Raw genomic sequence first — 22,586 nt, forward strand, 5'->3', positions numbered from 1 at the left:
ATGTTGGCGCGGGGGCCCGGCGCGGCGGCCCCGCGGGGGGGGTCGGTGTCGGGGGCGGCCGGGGGGGGGGGCCCGGGGACCCCCCCCCCCGGGCCGCGGGCGCCCGCCGGGCCGGGCCCGGGGGCCCCCCGCGCGTCTGCGACACTGGAACAACCATGCCTAAGCCCGGAGAACTCACCTTTGTCGCGCCGCGCGGCGCCAAGCCCCCGCGACACCTCGCCGACCTGAGCCCCGCCGAGCGCAAGGAGGCCGTCGCCGAGCTGGGCGAGCAGCCGTTCCGCGCGAAGCAGCTCTCCAACCACTACTTCGGCCGGATGTCGAACGACCCGGCGAACTGGACGGACATCCCCGCCGCGAGCCGGGAGAAGCTCACCGGGAGCCTGCTGCCCGAGCTGATGTCGGTGGTGCGGCACGTGTCCTGCGACGACGACACCACCCGCAAGACGCTCTGGAAGCTGTTCGACGGCACCCTCGTCGAGTCGGTGCTGATGCGCTACCCGGACCGGGTCACCATGTGCATCAGCTCGCAGGCCGGCTGCGGCATGAACTGCCCGTTCTGCGCCACCGGCCAGGCGGGGCTGACCCGCAACCTGTCCACCGGCGAGATCGTCGAGCAGATCGCCGCCGGGATGCGGGCGCTCAAGGCCGGCGAGATCCCCGGCGGCGAGGCCCGGCTCTCCAACGTGGTCTTCATGGGCATGGGCGAGCCGCTGGCCAACTACAACCGGGTGCTGGCCGCGATCCGCCGGCTGACCGACCCGGCACCGGACGGCTTCGGCCTCTCCCAGCGCGGCATCACCGTCTCCACCGTCGGCCTGGTCCCGGCGATGAACCGGCTCGCCGACGAGGGGCTCAGCTGCCGCCTGGCGCTGTCGCTGCACGCGCCGGACGACGAGCTGCGCGACGAGCTGGTGCCGGTCAACACCCGCTGGAAGGTCGCCGAGGTGCTCGACGCGGCGTGGAACTACGCCGAGAAGTCCGGCCGCCGGATCTCCATCGAGTACGCGCTGATCAAGGACATCAACGACCAGGCGTGGCGGGCCGACCTGCTCGGCCGACTGATCAAGAACCACCGGGTGCACGTCAACCTGATCCCGCTGAACCCCACCCCGGGCTCCAAGTGGACGGCCTCCCGGCCGGAGGACGAGCGCGAGTTCGTCCGGCGGCTCCAGTCGCACGGCGTGCCGACCACGGTCCGCGACACCCGCGGCCAGGAGATCGACGGCGCCTGCGGCCAGCTCGCGGCGGCCGGCTGACGACGGGGGAGCGCGCGGGCCGGCTCCGGGTCAGCGCAGCCCGGCGGCGGCCAGCGCCGCGGTCGCCCCGCCGGTGACCAGCAGGACGGTGCCGGCCATCAGGGTCCGCAGCACGACGGCGCCGAACAGCAGCCGGGGCGCCGCGCCGAGCCGCAGCAGCGCCTCGGCGACGCCCCGGCGGGCGGTGCGCAGTTCGGCCAGCCGGACGGCCACCGCGCCGGCCGTGCAGCCCAGCACCAGGCCGGCCTCGACCGCGGGCAGCACATCGGCGCTGCCGGGCTCGCCGAGCCAGTAGCGGACGGTGGTGAGCACCATCGCCAGCGCCAGGGCGAGGACGGCCAGTGGCGCGCCGAGCCGGCGGGCCTGCGCGGTGAGGCCGCGTCCGGCGAGCAGCCGCAGCGGGGTCGGCCGGCCGAGCGCCAGCAGCCGGCCGGCCCAGCCGAGCAGCGGGCCGGTGAGCAGGGCGAGGCCGAGCGCGGAGGCGGCCCACCCGCCGAGCGCGGCGGTGCTGGTGGTGCCGAGCCCGGCCGGCAGGTGGATCGGGCGGCCGTCGGCCTCGGCGCCGGGGCGCAGTGCGATGAGTTCCAGGGCGAGGCCGCTGACGGCGAGGCCGATCGGCAGGGCGAGCCGCCAGGGGCCGAAGCCGGTCGGTTCGGGCCGGGTTCGGCCGGGCAGCGTCTCGGCGTGCGGGACGGCGCCGGCCGCGGCGAGGCCGGCGGTGAGCGGGACGAGTGCGAGCAGGACCACCGGGGCGGCGGCCGGGAGGGCCACGCCCATGCCGAGTTCGTCGGCGAGCTCGGGCCCGGCGATGTCGTTGCGCAGGACCAGGAAGAGCAGCAGGGTGAGGCCGGCGCCGGTGCCGCAGGCGAGCGCGACCTCGCCGGCGATCAGGGCGCGGATCCGGCGGGCCCCGGCTCCGGCGGTGGTGAGGCCGGTGATCCGTTCGGCCCGCCGGGCGGGCAGCGCTCGGGCGGCGACGGCGGCGAACCAGGCGACCGCGGCCAGCGGCGGCAGGCACCACAGCAGCCGGACCGGCGCGTCGGAGCCGGCGGCCGGGTCGCTCATGGCGCGGCCGAGGGCGCGCAGCAGGAAGGCGGCGACGACCGAGCCGGCCAGTGCGGTCAGCAGCCAGCGGCCGAGGTCGAGGGCCCGGTAGCCGCGGGCCAGGCGGAGGTAGAACACGTCGACCCTCTCAGCGGCCGGCGGCCGGGACGGCGGTGACCCCGGCCGGTCCGGGGGCGGCGGGGCCGCGCGGCACGGGCGTGGCGGGGCCGGTGAGGCGTCCGTCGACGAGGGCGACGGCGCGGTCCGCGTACCGGACGAGCTCGGTGTCGTGGGTGGCCAGCACGAGGGTGAGCTGGTGGGAGCGGGCCGCGCTGGTCAGTATCCGCAGGACCTGGTCGGCGGTCTCGCGGTGCAGCGGCGCGGTGGGGTCGTCGGCGAAGACGACCGGGGGGAGCGGGGCGAGGGCCCGGGCCACGGCGATCCGCTGGCGCTGGCTCTGCACCAGCCGGTCGGGCCTGACCTTGGCGAGGTCGCCGATGTCCAGGCGGTCCAGCCATTCGTCGGCGGCGGTGTGGGCGGCCCTGCCGCCGGCGCCGGCCAGCAGCAGCGGCAGGGCGACGTTCTCCCGGGCGGTCAGTTCGGGCACCAGGTGCGGCTCGGAGCCGACGAAGCCGAAGCGGTCGCGGCGCAGCCGTTCCCGGCCGGCCCGGCCGAGGGTGTGCACCGGGGCGCTGTTGAACCAGACCTCGCCCTCGTCGACCGGGAGCAGTGCGGACAGGCAGCCGAGCAGGGTGCTCTTGCCGGAGCCGCGCGGGCCGGTGACGGCGAGGACCTCGCCCTCCCGCACCCCGATCGAGACGCCGCGCAGCGCGGGGGTGCCGTGATGGGACTTGACGATCCCCCGGGCCCACAGCACGTCGTTGTCAGGAGGGGCCGCTGCCATGAGGTTCCGTCCTGGGGGCCGCAGGGATATGACAGTCGTCAGATTAGAACGATCGGGCCTGGGCGCGGGCGCGGCACACTGCTCCATCCAGGGCAAATCACCCGCAATCAGGCGTGTTTGATCCGAAGAGCGGTGCGAAATCCGGGGAACGCCGCAGGGCGGCCCCGCCGAAGCGGGACCGCCCTGTGACGGAGGGTGGGAAGAAAAGCCGGAGGGTCAGAGCTTCGCCCACGCGTCGGTCAGGCTGGTCCGCAGGATCTGCTCGATCTCGTCGAAGGTCGACTGGTCGGAGATCAGCGGCGGGGCCAGCTGGATGACCGGGTCGCCACGGTCGTCGGCGCGGCAGTACAGGCCGTTGTCGAAGAGGGCCTTCGACAGGAAGCCGTAGAGGACGCGCTCGACCTCTTCGTCGTTGAACGACTCCTTGGTGACCTTGTCCTTCACGAGCTCGATGCCGTAGAAGTAGCCGTTGCCGCGGACGTCGCCGACGATCGGCAGGTCGCGCAGCTTGCTCAGGGTGCCGAGGAACGCGGCCTCGTTGTCGAGCACGTGCTGGTTCAGGCCCTCGCGCTCGAAGATGTCGAGGTTGGCCAGCGCCACCGCGGAGGAGACCGGGTGGCCGCCGAAGGTGTAGCCGTGCAGGAAGGTGTTGTCACCCTTGTAGAACGGCTCGGCGATGCGGTCCGAGACGATCGTGGCGCCGATCGGGGAGTAGCCCGAGGTCATGCCCTTGGCGCAGGTGATCATGTCGGGCTGGTAGCCGAACTTGTCGGCGCCGAACATGGTGCCCAGGCGGCCGAAGGCGCAGATGACCTCGTCCGAGACCAGCAGCACGTCGTGGCGGTCGCAGATCTCGCGCAGGCGCTGGAAGTAGCCGGGCGGCGGCGGGAAGCAGCCGCCGGCGTTCTGCACCGGCTCGACGAAGACGGCGGCGACGGTGTCGGCGCCCTCGTTGAGGATGGCCACCTCGATCTCGTCGGCGCACCAGCGGCCGTAGGCCTCGGGGTCGACCGTGCCGTCGGGGCCCGCGAGGAAGGCCGGGGCGCGGTAGATGTTGGTGTTCGGGGCCTTGTGGGTGCCCGGCACCAGCGGCTCGAACGGGGCCTTCAGGCCCGGCAGGCCGGTGATGGACAGCGCGCCCTGCGGGGTGCCGTGGTAGGCGACGGCGCGGGAGATGACCTTGTACTTGGTCGGCTTGCCGATCAGCTTGAAGTACTGCTTGGCGAGCTTCCAGGCGGTCTCGACGGCCTCGCCGCCACCGGTGGAGAAGAAGACCTTGTTCAGGTCGCCCGGGGCGTAGTTGGCCAGGCGCTCGGCCAGCTCGACGGCCTTCGGGTGGGCGTAGCTCCACACCGGGAAGAAGGCGAGCTCCTTGGCCTGCTTGGCGGCGGCCTCGGCGAGCTCCTCACGGCCGTGGCCGGCCTGGACGACGAACAGGCCGGCGAGGCCGTCGAGGTACTTGCGTCCCTTGTCGTCCCAGACGTAGGTGCCCTCGCCCTTGACGATCGTCGGCACGGGGGAGTTCTCGTACGACGACATGCGGGTGAAGTGCATCCACAGGTGGTCGTAGGCGGTCTTGGAAAGGTCCTTCTGCGCCGGGTCGGCTGTCATCGGGTGCCCCAGGTGTAGGTCTGTTTCCGGAGCTTCAGGTAAACGAAGCTCTCGGTGCTCCGCACGCCGGGAAGCGCGCGGATGCGCTTGTTGATCATTTCGAGCAGGTGCTCGTCGTCCTCGCAGACCAGTTCGGCCAGGAGGTCGAACGAGCCCGCGGTGCAGACGACGTAGTCGACCTCGTCGAGGGCGGCCAGCGCGTCGGCGACGGGTTCGATGTCGCCCTCGACCCGGATTCCGACCATCGCCTGGCGGGTGAAGCCGACGGTGAGCGGGTCCGTGACGGCGACGATCTGCATCACGCCCTGGTCGAGCAGCTTCTGGACGCGCTGCCGCACGGCCGCCTCGGACAGGCCTACGGCCTTGCCGATGGCGGCGTACGGGCGGCGCCCGTCCTCCTGGAGCTGCTCGATGATCGCCTTGGAGGCGGCGTCGAGGGGAACGCTGGCGTTCCGGTCGCGGTTGGCCACGTCGCCACTGTGCCCGATCGGTCCCGTGTTCGCAAGCGCGGCATCTGCTGATTTCGTCGTGATCTTGGAAAACGTATGCGGATTTCATCGCCTCGAAGCCGCAAGCCTGTCGATACCGGCAGTGGTCGGGCTAACCTGGCTGCGGTACGCGCGCGGCCCCGCAGCGCCGCGCGCATTCCGCCGAACCAGTGGACCGCGGCACTTGCGGCGCGGCCACTCGGCGCCCTTCGTCGGCCGGTCGGGTCGACGTACCATGGCGCCGGATTCTGCAACGCCGCAGGCCGAGACCGAGGAGAGACCCGTGAGCGACCTTCGCACGCTGCGCAACTACATCAACGGTGAGTTCGTCGATGCGGCCGACGGCCGCACGCTCGACATCGTCGACCCCACCACCGGCGAGGTCTACGCGACGTCCCCGCTGTCCGGCGCCTCCGACGTGGACGCCGCCATGGACGCCGCCGCGGCCGCGTTCCCGATCTGGCGGGACACCACCCCGAGCACCCGGCAGAAGGTCCTGCTCAAGATCGCCGACGCGGTCGAGGCCCGCGCCGACGAGCTGGTGGACGCCGAGTGTCGCAACACCGGCAAGCCGCGGGCGCTGACCCTCTCCGAGGAGATCGGCCCGATGGTCGACCAGATTCGGTTCTTCGCCGGTGCCGCCCGCCTGCTGGAGGGCAAGGCCGCCGGTGAGTACATGGACGGCATGACCTCGATCGTCCGCCGCGAGCCGGTCGGCGTCTGCGCCCAGGTCGCGCCGTGGAACTACCCGATGATGATGGCGGTGTGGAAGTTCGCCCCGGCGATCGCCGCCGGCAACACCGTGGTGCTGAAGCCCTCCGACACCACCCCGGCCTCCACCGTGCTGCTGGCCGAGATCATCGGCGGCGTGCTGGGCGAGCTGGAGCTGCCGGCCGGCGTCTTCAACGTGATCTGCGGCGACCGCGAGACCGGCCGCCTGATGGTCGAGCACAGCACCCCGGCGATGGCCTCCATCACCGGCTCGGTGCGCGCCGGCATCCAGGTCGCCGAGTCCGCCTCCAAGGACGTCAAGCGCGTCCACCTGGAGCTGGGCGGCAAGGCCCCGGTCGTGGTCTTCGAGGACGCCGACATCGCCGAGGCCGTCGAGGGCATCTCGGTCGCGGGCTTCTTCAACGCCGGCCAGGACTGCACCGCCGCCACCCGCGTGCTGGTGCACGAGTCGATCCACGACGCCTTCGTCGAGGCGCTGGCCAAGGCCGCCGCCGAGACCAGGACCGGTGGCGTGGACGACGAGGACGTGCTCTACGGCCCGCTGAACAACGCCAACCAGCTGAAGCAGGTCTCCGGCTTCATCGAGCGCCTGCCGGAGCACGCCAAGGTCGAGGCCGGCGGCCACCGGGTCGGCGACAAGGGCTTCTTCTACGCCCCGACCGTCGTCTCCGGCCTGCGCCAGGACGACGAGATCATCCAGAACGAGGTCTTCGGCCCGGTCATCACCGTGCAGCGGTTCACCGACGAGGACCAGGCCGTCGGCTACGCCAACGGCGTCGAGTTCGCGCTGGCCTCCTCGGTGTGGACCAAGGACCACGCCCGCGCCATGCGGATGTCGCGCCGCCTGGACTTCGGCTGCGTCTGGATCAACACCCACATCCCGCTGGTCGCCGAGATGCCGCACGGCGGCTTCAAGAAGTCCGGCTACGGCAAGGACCTGTCGTCCTACGGCTTCGAGGACTACACCCGGGTCAAGCACGTCATGACCGCGATCTGATGAGTCGTTGATCGCTTGATCGGGCCATGGGCCCGGGCCTGCACGGGCCCGGGCCCGTGTCTTTGCACCCTGTCGGCGGTTGGCGTGACCGGCTGACAGGATGGACCTCCATTTCGGCCGGGCGAGTCCCTAGCCTTGCCGCATGAGCATCCCCACCGCTGACTCAGCCGCCGGCCAGGCCGTCAAGGCCGCCGACCGCGCGCACGTCTTCCACTCGTGGTCCGCCCAGGCGCTGATCGACCCCCTCGCGGTGGCCGGCGCCGAGGGCTCGTACTTCTGGGACTACGACGGCAACCGCTACCTCGACTTCTCCTCCCAGCTGGTCAACACCAACATCGGCCACCAGCACCCGAAGGTGGTCGCGGCGATCCAGGAGCAGGCGGCGAAGCTCTGCACCATCGCCCCCGGCTTCGCGGTCGAGTCGCGCAGCGAGGCCGCCCGGCTGATCGCCGAGCGCACCCCGGGCGACCTCGACAAGATCTTCTTCACCAACGGCGGCGCCGAGGCCAACGAGAACGCCATCAGGCTGGCCCGGCTGCACACCGGCCGGCAGAAGGTGCTCTCCACCTACCGCTCGTACCACGGCGCCACCGCCAACGCGATCGCCCTGACCGGCGACCCGCGCCGCTGGGCCAACGAGACCGGCGTCTCCGGCATCGTGCACTTCTGGGGCCCCTACCCGTACCGCTCCAACTTCCACGCCGAGAACGAGGCGCAGGAGTGCGAGCGCGCGCTGGCCCACCTGGAGCAGGTGCTCGCCTTCGAGGGACCCGGCACGGTCGCGGCGATCATCCTGGAGACCGTGGTCGGCACCGCGGGCGTCCTCGTCCCGCCGCCCGGCTACCTGGCCGGCGTGCGGGAGGTCTGCGACCGCTACGGCATCGTCTTCATCCTCGACGAGGTGATGGCCGGCTTCGGCCGCACCGGCGAGTGGTTCGCCGCCGACCACTGGGGCGTCACCCCCGACCTGCTCACCTTCGCCAAGGGCGTCAACTCCGGCTACGTCCCGCTCGGCGGCGTGGCGATCAGCGCCGAGATCGCCGCCACCTTCGCGGAGCGGCCCTTCCCCGGCGGCCTCACCTACTCCGGCCACCCGCTGGCCTGCGCCTCCGCAGTGGCGACCCTCAACACGATGGCCGAGGAGGGCATCGTCGAGAACGCCAGGCACATCGGCGAGACCGTCCTCGGCCCCGGCCTGCGCGAACTGGCCGAGCGCCACCCGTCCGTCGGCGAGGTGCGCGGGCTCGGCGTCTTCTGGGCGCTCGACCTGGTCCGCGACCGCGCCACCCGCGAGCCGCTGGTGCCGTACAACGCGGCCGGCGCCGCCAACGCGCCGATGGCCGAGCTGGCCGCCGCCTGCAAGCAGCGGGGGCTGTGGCCGTTCGTCAACATGAACCGCTTCCACGTCGTCCCGCCGTGCACCGTCACCGAGGAGGAGGCGAAGACCGGCCTCGCCGTCCTCGACGAGGTGCTGTCGCTCACCGACGCGCACACCGTCTGACACCCCGACCGGACGGCCCCGGGCGCTCCCCCCGTGCGCCCGGGGCCGTTCCACGCCCCGGAGGCCCCACCATGCCCAGCACCACCCAGACCCGCCGCCCGAGCGGGGCCCGCCGGCCGAGCCGCCGCCGGGTGCTCGGCGCCACCGCCGGACTGTTCGGGACCGCCGCCCTGACCGGCTGCGGCATCCCGTCCGCCTACGTGGACGAGGACCGCCGCTCCGCCCCCGACCGCTCGGAGGGCGAGAAGCGGCTGGGCTTCTCCAACTGGACCCAGTACATCGACACCGACGACGACGGCGGGCGCCCCACCCTGGACGACTTCACCGAGCGGACCGGGATCGAGGTCACCTACACCGAGGACATCAACGACAACGACGAGTTCTTCGGCAAGATGGGGCCGGTGCTCACCCAGGGCACCGACCCCGGGCGCGACCTCATGGTGGTCAGCGACTGGATGGTCGGCCGGTACATCGGGCTCGGCTGGGTGCAGAGCATGGACCGGGCCAACCTGCCCAACGTCGCCGCGCAACTGGACCCCCAGCTCGCCGACCCGGCGGTCGACCCGGGGCGCCGGCACAGCGTGCCCTGGCAGTCCGGGATCACCGGCATCGCCTACAACCGCAAGGAGCTCGGCCGCGAGCTGAAGTCCGTCTCCGACCTCTGGGCACCCGACCTGAAGGGCCGGGTGACCCTGTTCGCCGGCCTGGACGAGGCGCTCGGCCTGCTGATGCTCTCGCAGGGCGCCGACATCACGGCCTTCACCGAGGACGACGCGCACCGGGCGATGGACCTGGTGCAGCGGATGGTCGACGGCCGGCACGTCCGCCGGTTCACCGGCAACGACTACACCGGTGACCTGGCCTCCGGCGCCGCGCTGGCCTGCCAGGCGTACTCGGGCGACGCCGTCCAGCTGACGGCCGAGAACCCGGACATCGCCTTCGTGGTGCCCGAGGAGGGCGGCGAGCTCTGGGCCGAGAGCCTGCTGATCCCCAACCGGGCCGCGCACAAGCGCAACGCCGAGCTGCTGATCGACCACTACTACCGGCCCGAGGTGGCCGCCGAGCTGGCCTCCGCCGTGCAGTACATCTGCCCGGTGCCGGCCGCCCGCGAGGTGCTGGCGGCCAGCGGGGACCGGGAGAAGGCCGAGCTGGCGGAGCACCCGCTGGTCTTCCCGACCGATGAGATGCGCGGTCGGCTGCGCACCATGCGCGACGTCACCTCCGCCGAGCGGCCCGGCCTGCACAAGGTGTGGACCCGCATCACCGGCGTCTGACCCGCAACCGCCCGCCCGCTACCGGCGAACGGCGTCCAGCGCGAGCAGGGCGACGTGCAGCGAGAGGCAGGACTCCACCTGGTCGAGGTCGACCCCGAGGATCCGCTCGACCTTGTGCAGCCGGTCGTAGAAGGACGGCCGGGACAGGTGCGCGGCGTCCGCGGCGGCCGACTTGTTCCGCCCCTGCTCCAGGTAGATCCGCAGCATCTGCACCAGCTGGCCGTTGTGCTCGGCGTCGAAGGCGAGCAGCGGGCCGAGCTCCCGTTCGACGTAGGTCTGCAGCCGGGCGTCGTCGCGCAGCAGGTGCAGCAGACCGCGCAGCCGCACGTCGGGCAGCCGGTAGTACGACGCCGTCCGGCCGCCGGGCACGTCGTGCAGCGCGGCGTCGGCGACCTGGGTGGCCTCCAGCAGGGTGCGCCGGGCGTCGCGGACCGAGCCCACCGAGGAGCCGACCGCGACCACCGGCGCCGGCGCGGCGGGGTCCCTGGCCGCCTCGGCGGCCAGCCGGCGCAGCGCCGCGGCGAAGGCGTCCAGCGCGGCGTGCTCGTCCTGCTGGGGGCCGAGCGTGATCAGCACGCCGACGCCGTCGTCGTCCAGCGCGCCGACCAGCGCGGAGAGCCGGCAGGCGCGCACGGCACTCGCGGCCAGCTCGGTGAAGTCGCGCAGCCGGGCCTGCGCCTCCAGCGCGGCGGGGATCGGGCCGCGCCGCTGGCGCAGCACCGCGCCGACCAGCCGCCTGCCCTCCAGCGGGACGCCGAGCGCCTGGGCGCGCAGCGCCACCTCGGAGACGGTCAGCGCGTGGGTGAGGATGCCGGAGAGCAGGGTGCGGTGGGTCTGGCGCTCCAGGCTCTCGCGGTCGCGGACCACCAGCCGGTTGAGCGCCAGCGCGGAGGCACCGCGCTCCAGCAGCATGGTGAACGGGTGCGGGCCGCCCTCCGGCAGCGGCCCCGGCTCCTGCACCAGGACCAGCCGCCCCCAGTCCTGGCCGCGGGCGCCGACCGTGGTGACCAGCCAGCCGCTGCGCGGGTCGTGGCCGGTGCGCCCGGGCGGGCGGACCCCGCGCGAGCGGCGCTCCCAGTCCTCCAGCAGCTCGGTCTCGGGCCGCCCGGCGGGGTCGTGGGCGAGCACCTGGTGGGCGAGGTTCTCCAGGACGACCGGGGCGCCGGCGAGGCGGGCCACCTGGCGGACCACCTCGGCCGGTTCGGCGCCCTCCACGACCAGCTCGTTGAAGACCTGGTGGATCGCCTCGGAGGTGCGCAGCTGCTCCAGCTGGGCGTTGACCACCAGGGCGTGCACCGCCTCGGTGACGGTGACGAAGCGCAGCTCGCGGCGGAGCGCGATCAGCGGCAGGCCGCGCTGCTCGGCGGCGTGCACCAGGGCGCGCGGCAGGGTGTCGAAGTAGCGCCGGCCGAACTCGATGACCAGCCCGGCCACCCCGATGTCGGCGAGTTCGCGCACGTACCGGGCCAGGCCCTCGCGGTCCTCGGGGAGCGCGATGCCGGTGCTCAGCACCAGCTCGCCGCCCTGCAGCATGCCCGCGACGTCGGGCAGCTCGCTGACGTGCACCCAGCGGACCGGGCGTTCCAGGTGATCGCCGCCGGCCACCACCTGGGGCAGGCCGCGGCGCATCACCTCCAGGTCGAGCACACGGGCGACGGTGGGGAGCATCGCGGCCTCCAGGGTTCAGAGTGTCAGGGAAATCATCCATCGCGGCGACGACCTGTTGCCCTGCCCGACGCCTTGCACCCTGTAAGGCGCTTCACGCCGAGATTGTCGCAGTGACCCTTGTCACGCCCCGGCGGTAACGGGCATGGTCAGCGGGTCGGCAGTGGCGAGACCCGGACGTCACCGGTGATCAACCGGCTGCACGCCCCGCACCGCACCCAGCGCCCCGCGCCCGGCCCGTACGTCCGGGCGGCCGGACGGCGCCGGTGCGGGCCCTCGGCCCGTCGGCACGTGCAGCACGGCGGGGCCGGCGCGGCCGTCCGTGCGGCACACGAACCACCGGGACTTGGAGGAAGACATGGACCTGACCGACTTCGGCGCGGGCGCGCAGTACATCGCGGGCCGGTGGAGCCGGGGGATCGGCGCTCCCTTCCAGGTCGTCAACCCGGCCGACGGCAGCGTCGTCGAGGAGGTCGCCCTGGCCTCCACCGGACAGGTCGACGAGGCGGTGGCCGCCGCCCGGGCCGCCCTGCCCGAGTGGGCCGGTGCCACCCCCGGCGCCCGTTCCGAGGCGCTGACCCGGCTGGCCGGCGTCCTCACCGGAGCGGCCGCCGACCTCGCCCGGGTCGAGACCGCGCAGACCGGCAAGCCGGTCAAGCTCTCCACCGAGTTCGACGTCCCCGGCACCATCGACAACACCGCCTTCTTCGCCGGGGCCGCCCGCAACCTGGAGGGCCGGGCGGCGGGCGAGTACTCCGGCGACCACACCTCCTACGTGCGGCGCGAGGCGATCGGCGTCGTGGGGTCCGTCTCACCCTGGAACTACCCGCTGCAGATGGCCGCCTGGAAGATCCTCCCGGCCGTCGCGGCCGGCAACACCGTCGTCCTCAAGCCGGCCGAGCTGACCCCGCTGACCTCGCTGATGTTCGCCCGGGCCTGCACCCTGGCCGGTATCCCGGACGGCGTGGTCAACGTCGTCACCGGCGACGGGCGGACCGCCGGGGAGCACCTGGTCTCGCACCCGGACGTCGCGATGGTCTCCTTCACCGGCTCCACCGCGGTCGGCAGGCGGGTCGCCGAACTCGCCACCGCGACCGTCAAGCGCACCCACCTGGAACTCGGCGGCAAGGCCCCGTTCGTGGTCTTCGACGACGCCGACCTGGACGCCGCCGTGCACGGCGCGGTCGCCGCCTCGCTGATCAACGGCGGCCAGGACTGCACCGCCGCCACCCGCGCCTACGTCCAGCGCCCGCTCTACGACGCCTTCGTGGCCGGGGTGGCCGAGCTGTACGCCGCGATCCGGCTGGGCGACCCGCTCGACCCGCGGACCGACCTCGGACCGCTGGTCTCCTTCACCCACCGCGACCGGGTGGCCGGCTTCGTCGAGCGCGCCCGCGGCTACGCGACCGTGGTCACCGGCGGCGGCTCCCCCGGGAAGGGCCACGACGGCACCGACCTCACCCGCGGCGCCTACTACCGCCCCACCCTGATCACCGGTGCCGCCCAGGACAGCGAGGTCGTCCAGGGCGAGATCTTCGGCCCGGTCCTGGCCGTGCTGCCCTTCGACAGCGACGACGAGGGCCTGCGACTGGCCAACGACACCCCCTACGGGCTGGCCGCCTCGGCCTGGACCGGCAATGTGCACCGCTCGCTGCGCGCCACCCGGGAGATCGCGGCGGGCTGCGTCTGGGTCAACGACCACATCCCGATCATCAGCGAGATGCCGCACGGCGGCTACAAGTCCTCCGGCTACGGCAAGGACATGTCGCAGTACTCGCTGGACGAGTACACCCAGGTCAAGCACGTCATGTTCGACACCACCGCGGTCGCCCGCAAGGACTGGCACCGCACCGTCTTCGGAGACAGATAACCGGACCGGGTGGACCCCCACACCCCTTCGCCCCCCAGGAGGCCCGTCCCATGGCGTTCAACGAGCTCACCGACGGACTGTCGGAACCGGTCCGAAAGGCCTGGGAACGCAGTCTGACCAGTGGCCGGGCCGCCCTCAGCCGGCGCACCGTGCTGCGCGCCGCAGCCCTCACCGCCGGCGCGGGCTCACTGGCCGCCTGCGGCATCCCGCCGGCCAGGAACACCAACGGGACCGGTGACTCCACCGCGAACGCCGCCGAGGACCTCTCGGAGAGCGAGCGGGAGGTCAACTTCTCCAACTGGCCGCTCTACATCGACGCCGACGAGAACGACAAGGAGAAGCACGGCACCCTGGAGGCCTTCACGGCCGCCACCGGCATCAAGGTCAGGTACACCGAGGACGTCAACGACAACGTCGAGTTCTTCGGCAAGGTCAAACCGCAGCTCGCGGCCGGCCAGGACACCGGCCGCGACCTGATGGTGCTCACCGACTGGATGGCCGCCAGGATGATCCGCCTCGGGTGGGCGCAGAAGCTCGACCCGGCCAACGTCACCACCGCCATCACCACCATCGACTCCCGCTTCCGCGCCCCGGACTGGGACCCGGGCCGGCTCTACAGCTACCCGTGGGCCGGCATCCAGGTGGTCGTCGCGTACAACAGGAAGGCCACCAAGGGGAAGGAGGTCACCAGCGTCGCCCAGCTGCTGGAGGACCCCGACCTCAAGGGGCGGGTGACCTTCCTGTCCGAGATGCGCGACAGCATCGGCATCACCCTGCTGGACATGGGCAAGGACCCGGCGAAGTTCACCGCCGACGACTACGCGGCCGCCGTCGCCCGGCTGCAGAAGGCCGTCGACAACAAGCAGATCCGCCGCTTCACCGGCAACGACTACGGCCAGGAGCTCTCCTCCGGCGACATCGCCGCCTGCGTCGCCTGGGGCGGCGACCTGATCCAGCTGCGCGCCGACAACCCCGACATCGAGTTCGTCATTCCCGAGAAGGGCTTCGTGAGCAGCACCGACAACCTGCTCGTCCCGGCCAAGGCCCAGCACAAGACGAACGCCGAGAAGCTGATCGACTTCTACTATCAGCCGAAGATCGCGGCGCAGCTGACCGCGGGCATCGGCTTCGTCTCCGCCGTCAGCGGCATGCCGGAGGAACTGGCCGCCATCGCCCCCGACAGCGCGGCCAACCCGCTGGTCGTCCCCACCCCCGAGATGGCGGCCAAGGCGCACGTCTTCCGGACCCTCACCGAGGCCGAGGAGAGCGACTTCGAGGAGAAGTTCTCCAAGCTCATCGGCGCCTGACCCCCCACCGACGGCAGAGAAAACCAGAGAGACACCACCCATGACAGAGCAGCAGAGCTCCGCGGCCGCCGGCGGCGACGTCCGCCTCACCGGCATCGGCAAGACCTACGGCTCCTTCACCGCCGTCCACCCGCTGGACCTGACCGTCCCCCAGGGCTCCTTCTTCGCCCTGCTCGGCGCCTCGGGCTGCGGCAAGACCACCACCCTGCGGATGATCGCCGGCCTGGAGGAGCCCACCACCGGCACCGTCCTGATCGGCGGCCAGGACGTCACCGGGCTCCCCCCGTACAAGCGGCCGGTGAACACCGTCTTCCAGAGCTACGCGCTCTTCCCGCACCTCGACATCTTCGAGAACGTCGCCTTCGGCCTGCGCCGCCGCGGCCGCAAGGACGTCAGGAAGCAGGTCGACGAGATGCTCGAACTCGTCGAACTCGGCCAGTACGCCCGCCGCAAGCCGCACCAGCTCTCCGGCGGCCAGCAGCAGCGCGTCGCCGTCGCCCGCGCGCTCATCAACCACCCCCAGGTGCTGCTCCTCGACGAGCCGCTCGGCGCCCTCGACCTCAAACTCCGCCGCCAGATGCAGCTGGAGCTCAAGCGGATCCAGACCGAGGTCGGCATCACCTTCGTGCACGTCACCCACGACCAGGAGGAGGCCATGACCATGGCCGACACCATCGCGGTGATGAACGGCGGCCGGGTCGAGCAGCTCGGCGCCCCCGCCGAGCTCTACGAGAACCCCGCCACCACCTTCGTGGCCAACTTCCTCGGCCAGTCCAACCTGCTGGCCGCCGAGGTCACCGGCGCCGCCGGCGAGGACCTGCTGCTCACCGCCGCCGGTGCCCGGCTCGCCGTCCCCAAGGCCCGCTGCGCCACCGGCGCCACCCGGGTGCACCTGGGCGTGCGGCCGGAGAAGATCACCATCGAGCACGGCTCCGCCGAGGTCGCCGACGGCCGCAACCGGCTGGCCGGCACCGTCGTCGACTCCAGCTTCATCGGCGTCTCCACCCAGTACCTGGTCCGCACCGACGGAGGCCAGGAGGTCACCGTCTTCGAGCAGAACATGGAGCGCGACGCCCGGATCGTCCCCGGCGCCCCCGTCGTCCTGCACTGGAACCCGGCCCACTCCTTCGCCCTGGACGCCGCCCAGGCGATCGACGCGGGCACCGGGGAGGCCGCCGCATGACCACCACCACCCCCGCCGCGCCACCCGAGGTCGTCCCCCTCCCCGCCGCCGCCCCCAGGTCCCGGCGCCGGCTCACCCCGTACTGGCTGCTGCTGCCCGGCATCGCCTGGCTGGTCGTCTTCTTCGCGGTGCCGATGGTCTACCAGGCCTCCACCTCGCTGCAGACCGGCTCGCTGGAGGACGGCTTCCGCGTCACCTGGCACATCGCCACCTACTGGGACGCCCTGGCCGAGTACAAGTGGCACTTCCTCCGCTCGTTCGGCTACGCCGCCACCGCCACCGTGCTCTGCCTCGCCGTCGGCTACCCGCTCGCCTACACCATCGCCTTCAAGGTGAGCCGGCGCTGGCGCAGCGTGCTGCTGATCCTGGTCATCGCGCCGTTCTTCACCAGCTTCCTGATCCGCACCCTCGCCTGGAAGACCATCCTCTCGGACGGCGGCCCGGTGGTCGGCGCGCTCGACGCCCTGCACGTCCTCGACGTCACCGCCGCCCTCGGCCTCACCGAGGGGGACCGGGTGCTCGCCACCCCGCTCGCCGTGGTGTGCGGCCTCACCTACAACTTCCTGCCGTTCATGATCCTGCCGCTGTACACCTCGCTGGAGCGGATCGACCCGCGCCTGCACGAGGCCGCCGGCGACCTCTACGCCCGTCCGTTCACCACCTTCCGCAAGGTGACCTTCCCGATCTCGCTGCCCGGCGTGGTCGCCGGCACCCTGCTCACCTTCATCCCCGCCTCGGGCGACTACATCAACGCCCAGCTGCTGGGCTCGCCGAGCGAGCAGATGGTCGGCAACGGCATCCAGAAGCAGTTCCTGAACGTGCTCGACTACCCCACCGCGGCCGCGCTGAGCTTCATCCTGATGGCCCTGATCCTGGGCATCGTGACGGTCTACATGCGCAAGGCCGGGACGGAGGAACTGGTCTGATGTCCCGAGTGATCGCCTGGATCCGCCGCAACCTGGTGGTGCTGGCCGGACTGCTGGCCCTCGCCTACCTGGTGCTCCCCAACCTCGTCGTCCTGGCCTTCTCGTTCAACAAGCCGGTCGGCAAGTTCAACTACGAGTGGAACGAGTTCTCCACCGACGCCTGGACCGACCCCTGCGGCGTGGCCGACATGTGCCAGTCGCTCTCGCTCAGCCTGCGGATCGCGGTCGCCGCCACCATCGGCGCCACCGTCCTCGGCACCCTGGTCGCCTTCGCGCTGGCCCGCTACCGCTTCCGCGGCAAGGCGGCCACCAGTGCGATGATCTTCCTGCCGATGGCGATGCCCGAGGTCGTGATGGCCGCCTCGCTGGGCACCCTCTTCCTCAACATGCGCATCCCGTTCGGCTTCACCACCATCCTCATCGCGCACATCATGTTCTGCCTCAGCTTCGTGGTGACGGCGGTCAAGGCCCGCGTGATGAGCATGGACCCGAGGCTCGAACAGGCCGCCCAGGACCTCTACGCCACCCCCGCCCAGACCTTCCTGCGGGTCACCCTGCCGCTGGCCGCCCCCGGCATCGCGGCCGGCGCGCTGCTCAGCTTCGCGCTCTCCTTCGACGACTTCATCATCACCCAGTTCAACTCGGGCCCGACCACGGTCACCTTCCCGATGTTCGTCTGGGGCGCCTCGCAGCGCGGCATCCCGGTCCAGGTGAACGTCATCGGCACCGCGATGTTCATCGCCGCCGTCGTTCTCACCATCGGCGGCCAGTGGCTGGGGAACCGCCGCAAGGCCACCGCCTGACCGACCCGGCCGCCCGCCCGGCGTACCGTCGGGAGGCGGCCGACCGACCACCACCAATGTGCAGAAAGTGGCTGATAATGCATGGACTCCGCCCGCGCACTCAGTGACGCCAGGCCCACCCCCTTCTGGCTGGAGGACCCGGGCCGGCCGACGGCACTGCCCACCCTCGTCGGCGACACCCGTTGCGACCTGCTGGTCGTCGGCGGCGGCTACTCCGGCCTCTGGACCGCCCTGATCGCCAAGGAGCGCGACCCCTCGCTGGACGTCGTCCTGGTCGAGGGCCAGGAAGTGGGCTGGGCCGCGTCCGGGCGCAACGGCGGATTCTGCGCGGCCAGCCTCACCCACGGCTTCGGCAACGGCCTGCAGCGCTGGCCCGCCGAACTCGGGCAGCTGGAGCGCCTCGGCGTCGCCAACCTGGACGGCATCGAGGCCACCCTGGAACGCCACGGCATCGACGCCGAGTGGGAGCGCACCGGCGAGATCGACATCGCCACCCAGCCGCACCAGCTCGACGAACTGCACGAGATGGCCGAGGCCGTCGGCCGCTACGGCCTCGACATCACCGTGCTCGACCGCGACGAACTGCGCGCCCAGGTCGACTCCCCGACCTTCCTCGGCGGGGTCTGGGACAAGGACGGCGTCGCCATGGTCCACCCGGCCAAGCTGGCCTGGGGCCTCAAGCAGGCCTGCCTGGACCAGGGCGTGCGGATCCACGAGCACACCCCGGCGAGCGCCCTGCGCGAGCACGGCGCCGGCATGGCCGTGCGCACCCCCTACGGACGGGTCCTCGCCGGCAAGGTCGCGCTCGGCACCAACGCCTTCCCGTCCCTGCTCAAGCGGGTCCGGCCGTACGTCGTCCCGGTGTACGACTACGCGCTGATGACCGAGCCGCTCACCGCCGAACAGCTCGCGGCCGTCGGCTGGCACGGCCGCCAGGGACTGAGCGACAGCGCCAACAAGTTCCACTACTTCCGGCTCTCCGCCGACAACCGGATCCTCTGGGGCGGCTACGACGCCGTCTACCGCTTCGGCGGGCACGTCCGGCACGAGTACGACCAGCGGCCGGAGACCTTCCGCACCCTGGCGCGGAACTTCTTCCAGTGCTTCCCCCAGCTGGAGGGCCTGCGCTTCACCAACGCCTGGGGCGGTGCCATCGACACCTGCAGCAGGTTCTCCGCCTTCTTCGACACCGTCCACCAGGGCCGGGTCGCGTACGCCGCCGGCTTCACCGGCCTCGGCGTCGGCGCCACCCGGTTCGGCGCCGAGGTGATGCTCGACCTGCTCTCGGGGGAGCGCACCGAGCGCACCGAACTGGAGATGGTCCGCCGCAAGCCGCTGCCGTTCCCGCCCGAGCCGGTCCGCTGGGCCGGCATCGGGATCACCACCCGTTCCCTGGAGCACGCCGACCGCACCGGCGGGCGGCGAAACCTCTGGCTGCGCACCCTCGACCGGATGGGGCTCGGCTTCGACAGCTGAACCCCGGCCGCCGAGGTCCCGGGTGCGGTGGTGGCGCGAACCGTGCAGACGCGAACCGTGTAAGAGAGACCCGCCGTCCGCCTCTCGTTGGTGACGGCGGGTCCCAGCGTGTCCCGCCGCCACCGAACGCACCGACGCGCAGAGCGGGGACCGCACATGGAGATCACCGGACTCGACTGGCTGGCACGGACCGCACCCGACCCGGCGGCCTTCCGGGAGCAGTGGGAACACACCGGCGCCGGTCTGGCGCTGCTCCCCGCCGGACGGCACTGGGACGTCCTCTCCGTCCCCGGCCGGCTCGGCCGCCCGGCCCTCGACCTCTTCGGTGCCGGTGCCCGAGGACCGGTGCTCGCCGACTTCGGCGACGAGTACATCGGCTTCCTGGTGCCCGCCGGCACCGCCGCCCGCTGGATCGGCACCGGCGTGCGCTGCGCGGGGGAGGGCACCTGGATCGTCGTCCCCCGCCCCGGCCACCGCGGCCGGGGCGTGCGCTGGCTCGTCCCGCCCGACGGCACCGGACGGCTCAACGACCCGGTCCTCCTGGAACTCGCCCTGCACGAGGCGGCCGCCGCGCTCGGCGACTGGTGACCGCCCGGCCCGCGCCGGAGCGCCGGGCGCGCCGCCGCCGACGGCGCGCCAGACTGGAGGGGTGACCACCGCCCCGGACGCCGTCGGCCCCTCCCTCCACCCGGGCCCGGCCCAGCTGCGCCTCGTCGAACTGGCCCGGCCCGCGTGCGAGCGGCACGGGCTCGCCCTCGCCGGCGGGCACGCGCTGCGCGCCCACGGCGTCGCGGCCTGCGACCAGGACGGGCTCACGCTGGTGGCGGCCGGCGCCACCGACCTGCCACGGGCCGCCGCCGACCTGGCCGCCGCCTACCGCGCGGCGGGCGGCGGCGTCGCGGAGCGCCCCGGTACACCGCGGCTGGAGCAGCTCTCGGTGCGGCTCGTCCTGGGCGGACGGGCGCACACCGTCGAACTGCGCAAGGAGCCGCTGGGCCACCGTCCGGTCCGGATCGACCTCGACGGGCCGGACGGCACCCCGGCAGCGGTGGACGTGGTCGCCCTGGAGGACGCCGCCGCCCTCACCACCGCACTGCTCGTCGACCGCGCCCTGCCGCGCGACCTGATCGACGCGCACGCGCTCACCGCCTGCTACCGCGAGGGCGAACTGCTCGCCCTGGCCACCGGCCTGGACACCGAGTTCCAGCCCACCGCGCTCGCCGAACGGCTGGAGACGCTGGCCGAGACCGCCGACGGCCGGTTCCGGGCCCGCGGCCTGCCCGCCGAGGAGGTCGACGACCTGAAGCGGTGGGCACTGGCCTGGGCCCAGGACCTCCGGCTGGACCTGCTGGAGACCCAGGAGGCGGAGGACGGCCTGCACGACCCCTATCTGGAGGACCAGGAGGCCGCCGCCGACGACCTGTAAGGCTGAATCCCCGATCCCCGTCAGCCTGTTCGTTGAGACCGCCGGGACCAGCCAGCAGACTGGACGGGTGAGCGCGGTAGCCCCGTGACCCCGCCGCCCGTCCCGTACGGGTGGCGCCACACCAGGGACCGGTGGCGTCAGGCCGCCCGGACTTCGGAGGCAGACGGACCTTGAGCAAGCACATCACCCACTGGATCGGCGGCCGGCCGGTCGCCACCGCCGGCGCCGCGCCCCGCCGCGGTGACATCTTCGACCCGGCCACCGGCCAGGTCACGGGCCAGGTCGACTTCGCGGAGGTCGCGGAGGTCGACCAGGCGGTCGCCGCCGCCGCCTCGGCCTTCACCGAGTGGCGTACCGCCTCGGTCGCCAAGCGCGCCACGGTGCTCTTCGCCTTCCGCGAGCTGCTCAACGCCCGCAAGGACGAACTGGCGTCGATCATCGTCTCCGAGCACGGCAAGGTGCACTCGGACGCGCTCGGCGAGATCGCCCGCGGCCTGGAGGTCGTCGAGTACGCCTGCGGCATTCCGCAGCTGCTCAAGGGCGGCTACACCGAGCAGGCCTCGACCGGCGTCGACGTCTACTCGATCCGCCAGCCGCTCGGCCCGGTCGCGATCATCTCGCCGTTCAACTTCCCGGCCATGGTGCCGATGTGGTTCTTCCCGATCGCCATCGCGGCGGGCAACACCGTCGTCGTCAAGCCGTCCGAGAAGGACCCCTCCGCCGCCGACTTCCTCGCCCGGCTGTGGAAGGAGGCAGGCCTGCCCGACGGTGTCTTCAACGTCGTGCACGGCGACAAGGTCGCGGTGGACCGCCTGCTGGAGCACCCCGACATCAAGTCGGTCAGCTTCGTCGGCTCCACCCCGATCGCCCGCTACGTCTACGAGACCGGCACCCGCTACGGCAAGCGCGTCCAGGCGCTCGGCGGCGCCAAGAACCACATGCTGGTCCTGCCCGACGCCGACCTCGACCTGAGCGCCGACGCCGCCGTCAACGCAGGCTTCGGCGCGGCCGGCGAGCGCTGCATGGCCGTCTCCGTCCTGGTCGCGGTCGACCCGATCGGCGACGAGCTGGTCGAGAAGATCAAGCAGCGGATGGCCACCCTCACCGTCGGCCCCGGCTGCAACGGCGAGTCCGAGATGGGCCCGCTGGTCACCGGCCAGCACCGTGACAAGGTCACCTCCTACGTCGAGTCCGGCCTCGCCGACGGCGCCGAGCTGGCCGTCGACGGCCGCAAGCACCCGGTCACCGCCGAGGACCGCGACGGCACGCCCACCGCGGACGGCTTCTGGCTCGGCCCCACGCTCTTCGACCGCGTGAAGCCCGGTATGTCCGTCTACACCGACGAGATCTTCGGCCCCGTCCTCTCCGTGGTGCGGGTCGCCTCCTACGAGGAGGGCCTCGCCCTCATCAACGCCAACCCGTACGGCAACGGCACCGCCATCTTCACCAACGACGGCGGCGCGGCCCGGCGCTTCCAGTACGAGGTCGAGGTCGGCATGGTCGGCATCAACGTGCCGATCCCGGTCCCGGTCGCCTACTACTCCTTCGGCGGCTGGAAGGCCTCGCTGTTCGGCGACACCCACGCGTACGGCCAGGACGGCGTGCAGTTCTTCACCCGCGGCAAGGCGGTCACCCAGCGCTGGCTGGACCCGTCGCACGGCGGCATCAACCTCGGCTTCCCGACCAACAGCTGAGTCCGTAACCCGACCCGGGCCGGCCCGCGTACCCGTGGGCCGGCCTGCGGCGTGTCCGGGAGTTTGCCCGCCGTTTGCCTTCGGCGGGGTTCCGGCGTAGTGTTCTCTAGTCGCTCGACAGGGAGCACCGGACACGCATCTGCGCGGACGGTCCCGGAGCGGCCAATCTCTGGAAATACCAACGCCGCCCCGCTCGGGGTTTATTTGGCGTGTGCATTTTTGGAAATTGCGGCCGGATTCGCTTTTCGGAGCGGGGATCGGTTAGAGTTTGAAACGTCGGACGGGGCGTCAAGCCGCTGAAGACGCCAGCGAGTTGGATGAAGGAAGCGCCGGGAACGGAGCGGAAAACGTCTGATAAGCTGGAAACACGAAAGAACGAAGCGCCCGGAGGGCCGGTGTGAAAGCCGCCTGAAGGAAGCGTCCGTTCCT

18 protein-coding genes are annotated in these 22,586 nt (G+C 72.3%); 13 read left to right on the plus strand and 5 right to left on the minus strand.

Translation table 11 applies throughout. The annotated features are described in order from the left end of the window. Positions 1-155 precede the first annotated feature (155 nt). Positions 156-1,256 carry a 23S rRNA (adenine(2503)-C(2))-methyltransferase RlmN gene (gene rlmN, locus ACFU74_RS12175; protein WP_380755450.1) on the plus strand — a complete coding sequence of 367 codons (1,101 nt, stop codon included), beginning with the start codon at positions 156-158 and terminating at the stop codon, positions 1,254-1,256. Positions 1,257-1,286: 30 nt separating this feature from the next. On the opposite strand, the gene ACFU74_RS12180 is transcribed toward rlmN, so the two are convergent. From ACFU74_RS12180 to ACFU74_RS12195, 4 genes are all read right to left on the minus strand, one after another. Then, a complete protein-coding gene (locus tag ACFU74_RS12180) occupies positions 1,287-2,438 on the minus strand; it encodes a hypothetical protein (RefSeq protein WP_380755452.1) in 1,152 nt (383 codons plus the stop codon). Positions 2,439-2,448: 10 nt separating this feature from the next. Then, entirely contained in the window at positions 2,449-3,204 is a 756-nt protein-coding gene (locus ACFU74_RS12185) for an ABC transporter ATP-binding protein (RefSeq protein ID WP_380755453.1), read from the minus strand. A 216-nt stretch (positions 3,205-3,420) separates the two neighbouring features. Continuing rightward, positions 3,421-4,815, minus strand: a complete 1,395-nt coding sequence (locus tag ACFU74_RS12190) for an aspartate aminotransferase family protein (protein WP_380755454.1) — start codon at positions 4,813-4,815, stop codon at positions 3,421-3,423. Further along, a complete protein-coding gene (locus ACFU74_RS12195) occupies positions 4,812-5,285 on the minus strand; it encodes an Lrp/AsnC family transcriptional regulator (RefSeq protein ID WP_030306695.1) in 474 nt (157 codons plus the stop codon). Before ACFU74_RS12195 ends, ACFU74_RS12190 begins: the two co-directional genes overlap by 4 nt. 253 nt (positions 5,286-5,538) lie before the next feature. Here ACFU74_RS12195 and ACFU74_RS12200 point away from each other — a divergent pair, with 253 nt between their 5' ends. From ACFU74_RS12200 to ACFU74_RS12210, 3 genes are all read left to right on the plus strand, one after another. After that, positions 5,539-7,032, plus strand: a complete 1,494-nt coding sequence (locus ACFU74_RS12200; protein ID WP_380755456.1) for a gamma-aminobutyraldehyde dehydrogenase — start codon at positions 5,539-5,541, stop codon at positions 7,030-7,032. Between the two features lie 142 nt (positions 7,033-7,174). Further along, entirely contained in the window at positions 7,175-8,533 is a 1,359-nt protein-coding gene (locus ACFU74_RS12205; protein WP_380755457.1) for an aspartate aminotransferase family protein, read from the plus strand. A gap of 71 nt (positions 8,534-8,604) precedes the next feature. Continuing rightward, the gene (locus ACFU74_RS12210) at positions 8,605-9,807 is read left to right on the plus strand and encodes a spermidine/putrescine ABC transporter substrate-binding protein (RefSeq protein WP_380755458.1); all 1,203 of its coding nucleotides are present in this window, start codon (positions 8,605-8,607) and stop codon (positions 9,805-9,807) included. Positions 9,808-9,825: 18 nt separating this feature from the next. Here the strand turns inward: ACFU74_RS12210 and ACFU74_RS12215 are convergent, their stop codons facing one another. After that, positions 9,826-11,475: a PucR family transcriptional regulator gene (locus ACFU74_RS12215; protein ID WP_380755460.1), complete on the minus strand. Its 1,650-nt coding sequence runs from the start codon at positions 11,473-11,475 to the stop codon at positions 9,826-9,828. Positions 11,476-11,830: 355 nt separating this feature from the next. On the opposite strand from ACFU74_RS12215, the gene ACFU74_RS12220 reads away from it, so the two are divergent. The 9 genes from ACFU74_RS12220 to ACFU74_RS12260 all read left to right on the plus strand — a co-directional run bounded on the left by ACFU74_RS12220 (position 11,831) and on the right by ACFU74_RS12260 (position 22,157). Next, positions 11,831-13,342, plus strand: a complete 1,512-nt coding sequence (locus tag ACFU74_RS12220) for a gamma-aminobutyraldehyde dehydrogenase (protein ID WP_380755462.1) — start codon at positions 11,831-11,833, stop codon at positions 13,340-13,342. A gap of 50 nt (positions 13,343-13,392) precedes the next feature. After that, on the plus strand, positions 13,393-14,649 hold the full coding sequence (locus ACFU74_RS12225; RefSeq protein WP_380755464.1) for a PotD/PotF family extracellular solute-binding protein: 1,257 nt from the start codon (positions 13,393-13,395) through the stop codon (positions 14,647-14,649). A 40-nt stretch (positions 14,650-14,689) separates the two neighbouring features. Continuing rightward, positions 14,690-15,832, plus strand: coding sequence for an ABC transporter ATP-binding protein (locus ACFU74_RS12230; RefSeq protein WP_380755466.1), 1,143 nt, complete (start codon positions 14,690-14,692; stop codon positions 15,830-15,832). Continuing rightward, positions 15,829-16,758 (plus strand): ABC transporter permease, encoded by a 930-nt coding sequence (locus ACFU74_RS12235; RefSeq protein ID WP_380755468.1) that lies wholly within the window; start codon positions 15,829-15,831, stop codon positions 16,756-16,758. Before ACFU74_RS12230 ends, ACFU74_RS12235 begins: the two co-directional genes overlap by 4 nt. Beyond that, positions 16,758-17,561, plus strand: coding sequence for an ABC transporter permease (locus ACFU74_RS12240; RefSeq protein ID WP_380755470.1), 804 nt, complete (start codon positions 16,758-16,760; stop codon positions 17,559-17,561). The genes ACFU74_RS12235 and ACFU74_RS12240 overlap by 1 nt, the downstream gene beginning before the upstream one ends. 81 nt (positions 17,562-17,642) lie before the next feature. Continuing rightward, positions 17,643-19,037 carry an NAD(P)/FAD-dependent oxidoreductase gene (locus tag ACFU74_RS12245; protein WP_380755471.1) on the plus strand — a complete coding sequence of 465 codons (1,395 nt, stop codon included), beginning with the start codon at positions 17,643-17,645 and terminating at the stop codon, positions 19,035-19,037. A 156-nt stretch (positions 19,038-19,193) separates the two neighbouring features. Then, positions 19,194-19,625, plus strand: a complete 432-nt coding sequence (locus tag ACFU74_RS12250; RefSeq protein ID WP_380755473.1) for a hypothetical protein — start codon at positions 19,194-19,196, stop codon at positions 19,623-19,625. 61 nt (positions 19,626-19,686) lie between these two features. Then, positions 19,687-20,463 carry a hypothetical protein gene (locus tag ACFU74_RS12255; RefSeq protein WP_380755475.1) on the plus strand — a complete coding sequence of 259 codons (777 nt, stop codon included), beginning with the start codon at positions 19,687-19,689 and terminating at the stop codon, positions 20,461-20,463. A 170-nt stretch (positions 20,464-20,633) separates the two neighbouring features. Then, on the plus strand, positions 20,634-22,157 hold the full coding sequence (locus ACFU74_RS12260) for a CoA-acylating methylmalonate-semialdehyde dehydrogenase (RefSeq protein WP_380755477.1): 1,524 nt from the start codon (positions 20,634-20,636) through the stop codon (positions 22,155-22,157). Positions 22,158-22,586 lie beyond the last annotated feature (429 nt).

This window comes from Kitasatospora sp. NPDC057500 (assembly GCF_042802195.1).
Lineage (GTDB): Bacteria > Actinomycetota > Actinomycetes > Streptomycetales > Streptomycetaceae > Kitasatospora.

Bases quoted from the DNA above. Each gene is read 5' to 3' on its own strand.
- ACFU74_RS12250 (WP_380755473.1), top strand. From the start codon at position 19,194: ATGGAGATCACCGGACTCGACTGGCTGGCACGGACCGCACCCGACCCG.
- ACFU74_RS12210 (WP_380755458.1), top strand. From the start codon at position 8,605: ATGCCCAGCACCACCCAGACCCGCCGCCCGAGCGGGGCCCGCCGGCCG.
- ACFU74_RS12235 (WP_380755468.1), top strand. From the start codon at position 15,829: ATGACCACCACCACCCCCGCCGCGCCACCCGAGGTCGTCCCCCTCCCC.
- rlmN (WP_380755450.1), top strand. From the start codon at position 156: ATGCCTAAGCCCGGAGAACTCACCTTTGTCGCGCCGCGCGGCGCCAAG.
- ACFU74_RS12230 (WP_380755466.1), top strand. From the start codon at position 14,690: ATGACAGAGCAGCAGAGCTCCGCGGCCGCCGGCGGCGACGTCCGCCTC.
- ACFU74_RS12200 (WP_380755456.1), top strand. From the start codon at position 5,539: ATGGCGCCGGATTCTGCAACGCCGCAGGCCGAGACCGAGGAGAGACCC.
- ACFU74_RS12205 (WP_380755457.1), top strand. From the start codon at position 7,175: ATGAGCATCCCCACCGCTGACTCAGCCGCCGGCCAGGCCGTCAAGGCC.
- ACFU74_RS12185 (WP_380755453.1), bottom strand. From the start codon at position 3,204: ATGGCAGCGGCCCCTCCTGACAACGACGTGCTGTGGGCCCGGGGGATC.
- ACFU74_RS12245 (WP_380755471.1), top strand. From the start codon at position 17,643: ATGGACTCCGCCCGCGCACTCAGTGACGCCAGGCCCACCCCCTTCTGG.
- ACFU74_RS12225 (WP_380755464.1), top strand. From the start codon at position 13,393: ATGGCGTTCAACGAGCTCACCGACGGACTGTCGGAACCGGTCCGAAAG.
- ACFU74_RS12220 (WP_380755462.1), top strand. From the start codon at position 11,831: ATGGACCTGACCGACTTCGGCGCGGGCGCGCAGTACATCGCGGGCCGG.
- ACFU74_RS12215 (WP_380755460.1), bottom strand. From the start codon at position 11,475: ATGCTCCCCACCGTCGCCCGTGTGCTCGACCTGGAGGTGATGCGCCGC.
- ACFU74_RS12190 (WP_380755454.1), bottom strand. From the start codon at position 4,815: ATGACAGCCGACCCGGCGCAGAAGGACCTTTCCAAGACCGCCTACGAC.
- ACFU74_RS12240 (WP_380755470.1), top strand. From the start codon at position 16,758: ATGTCCCGAGTGATCGCCTGGATCCGCCGCAACCTGGTGGTGCTGGCC.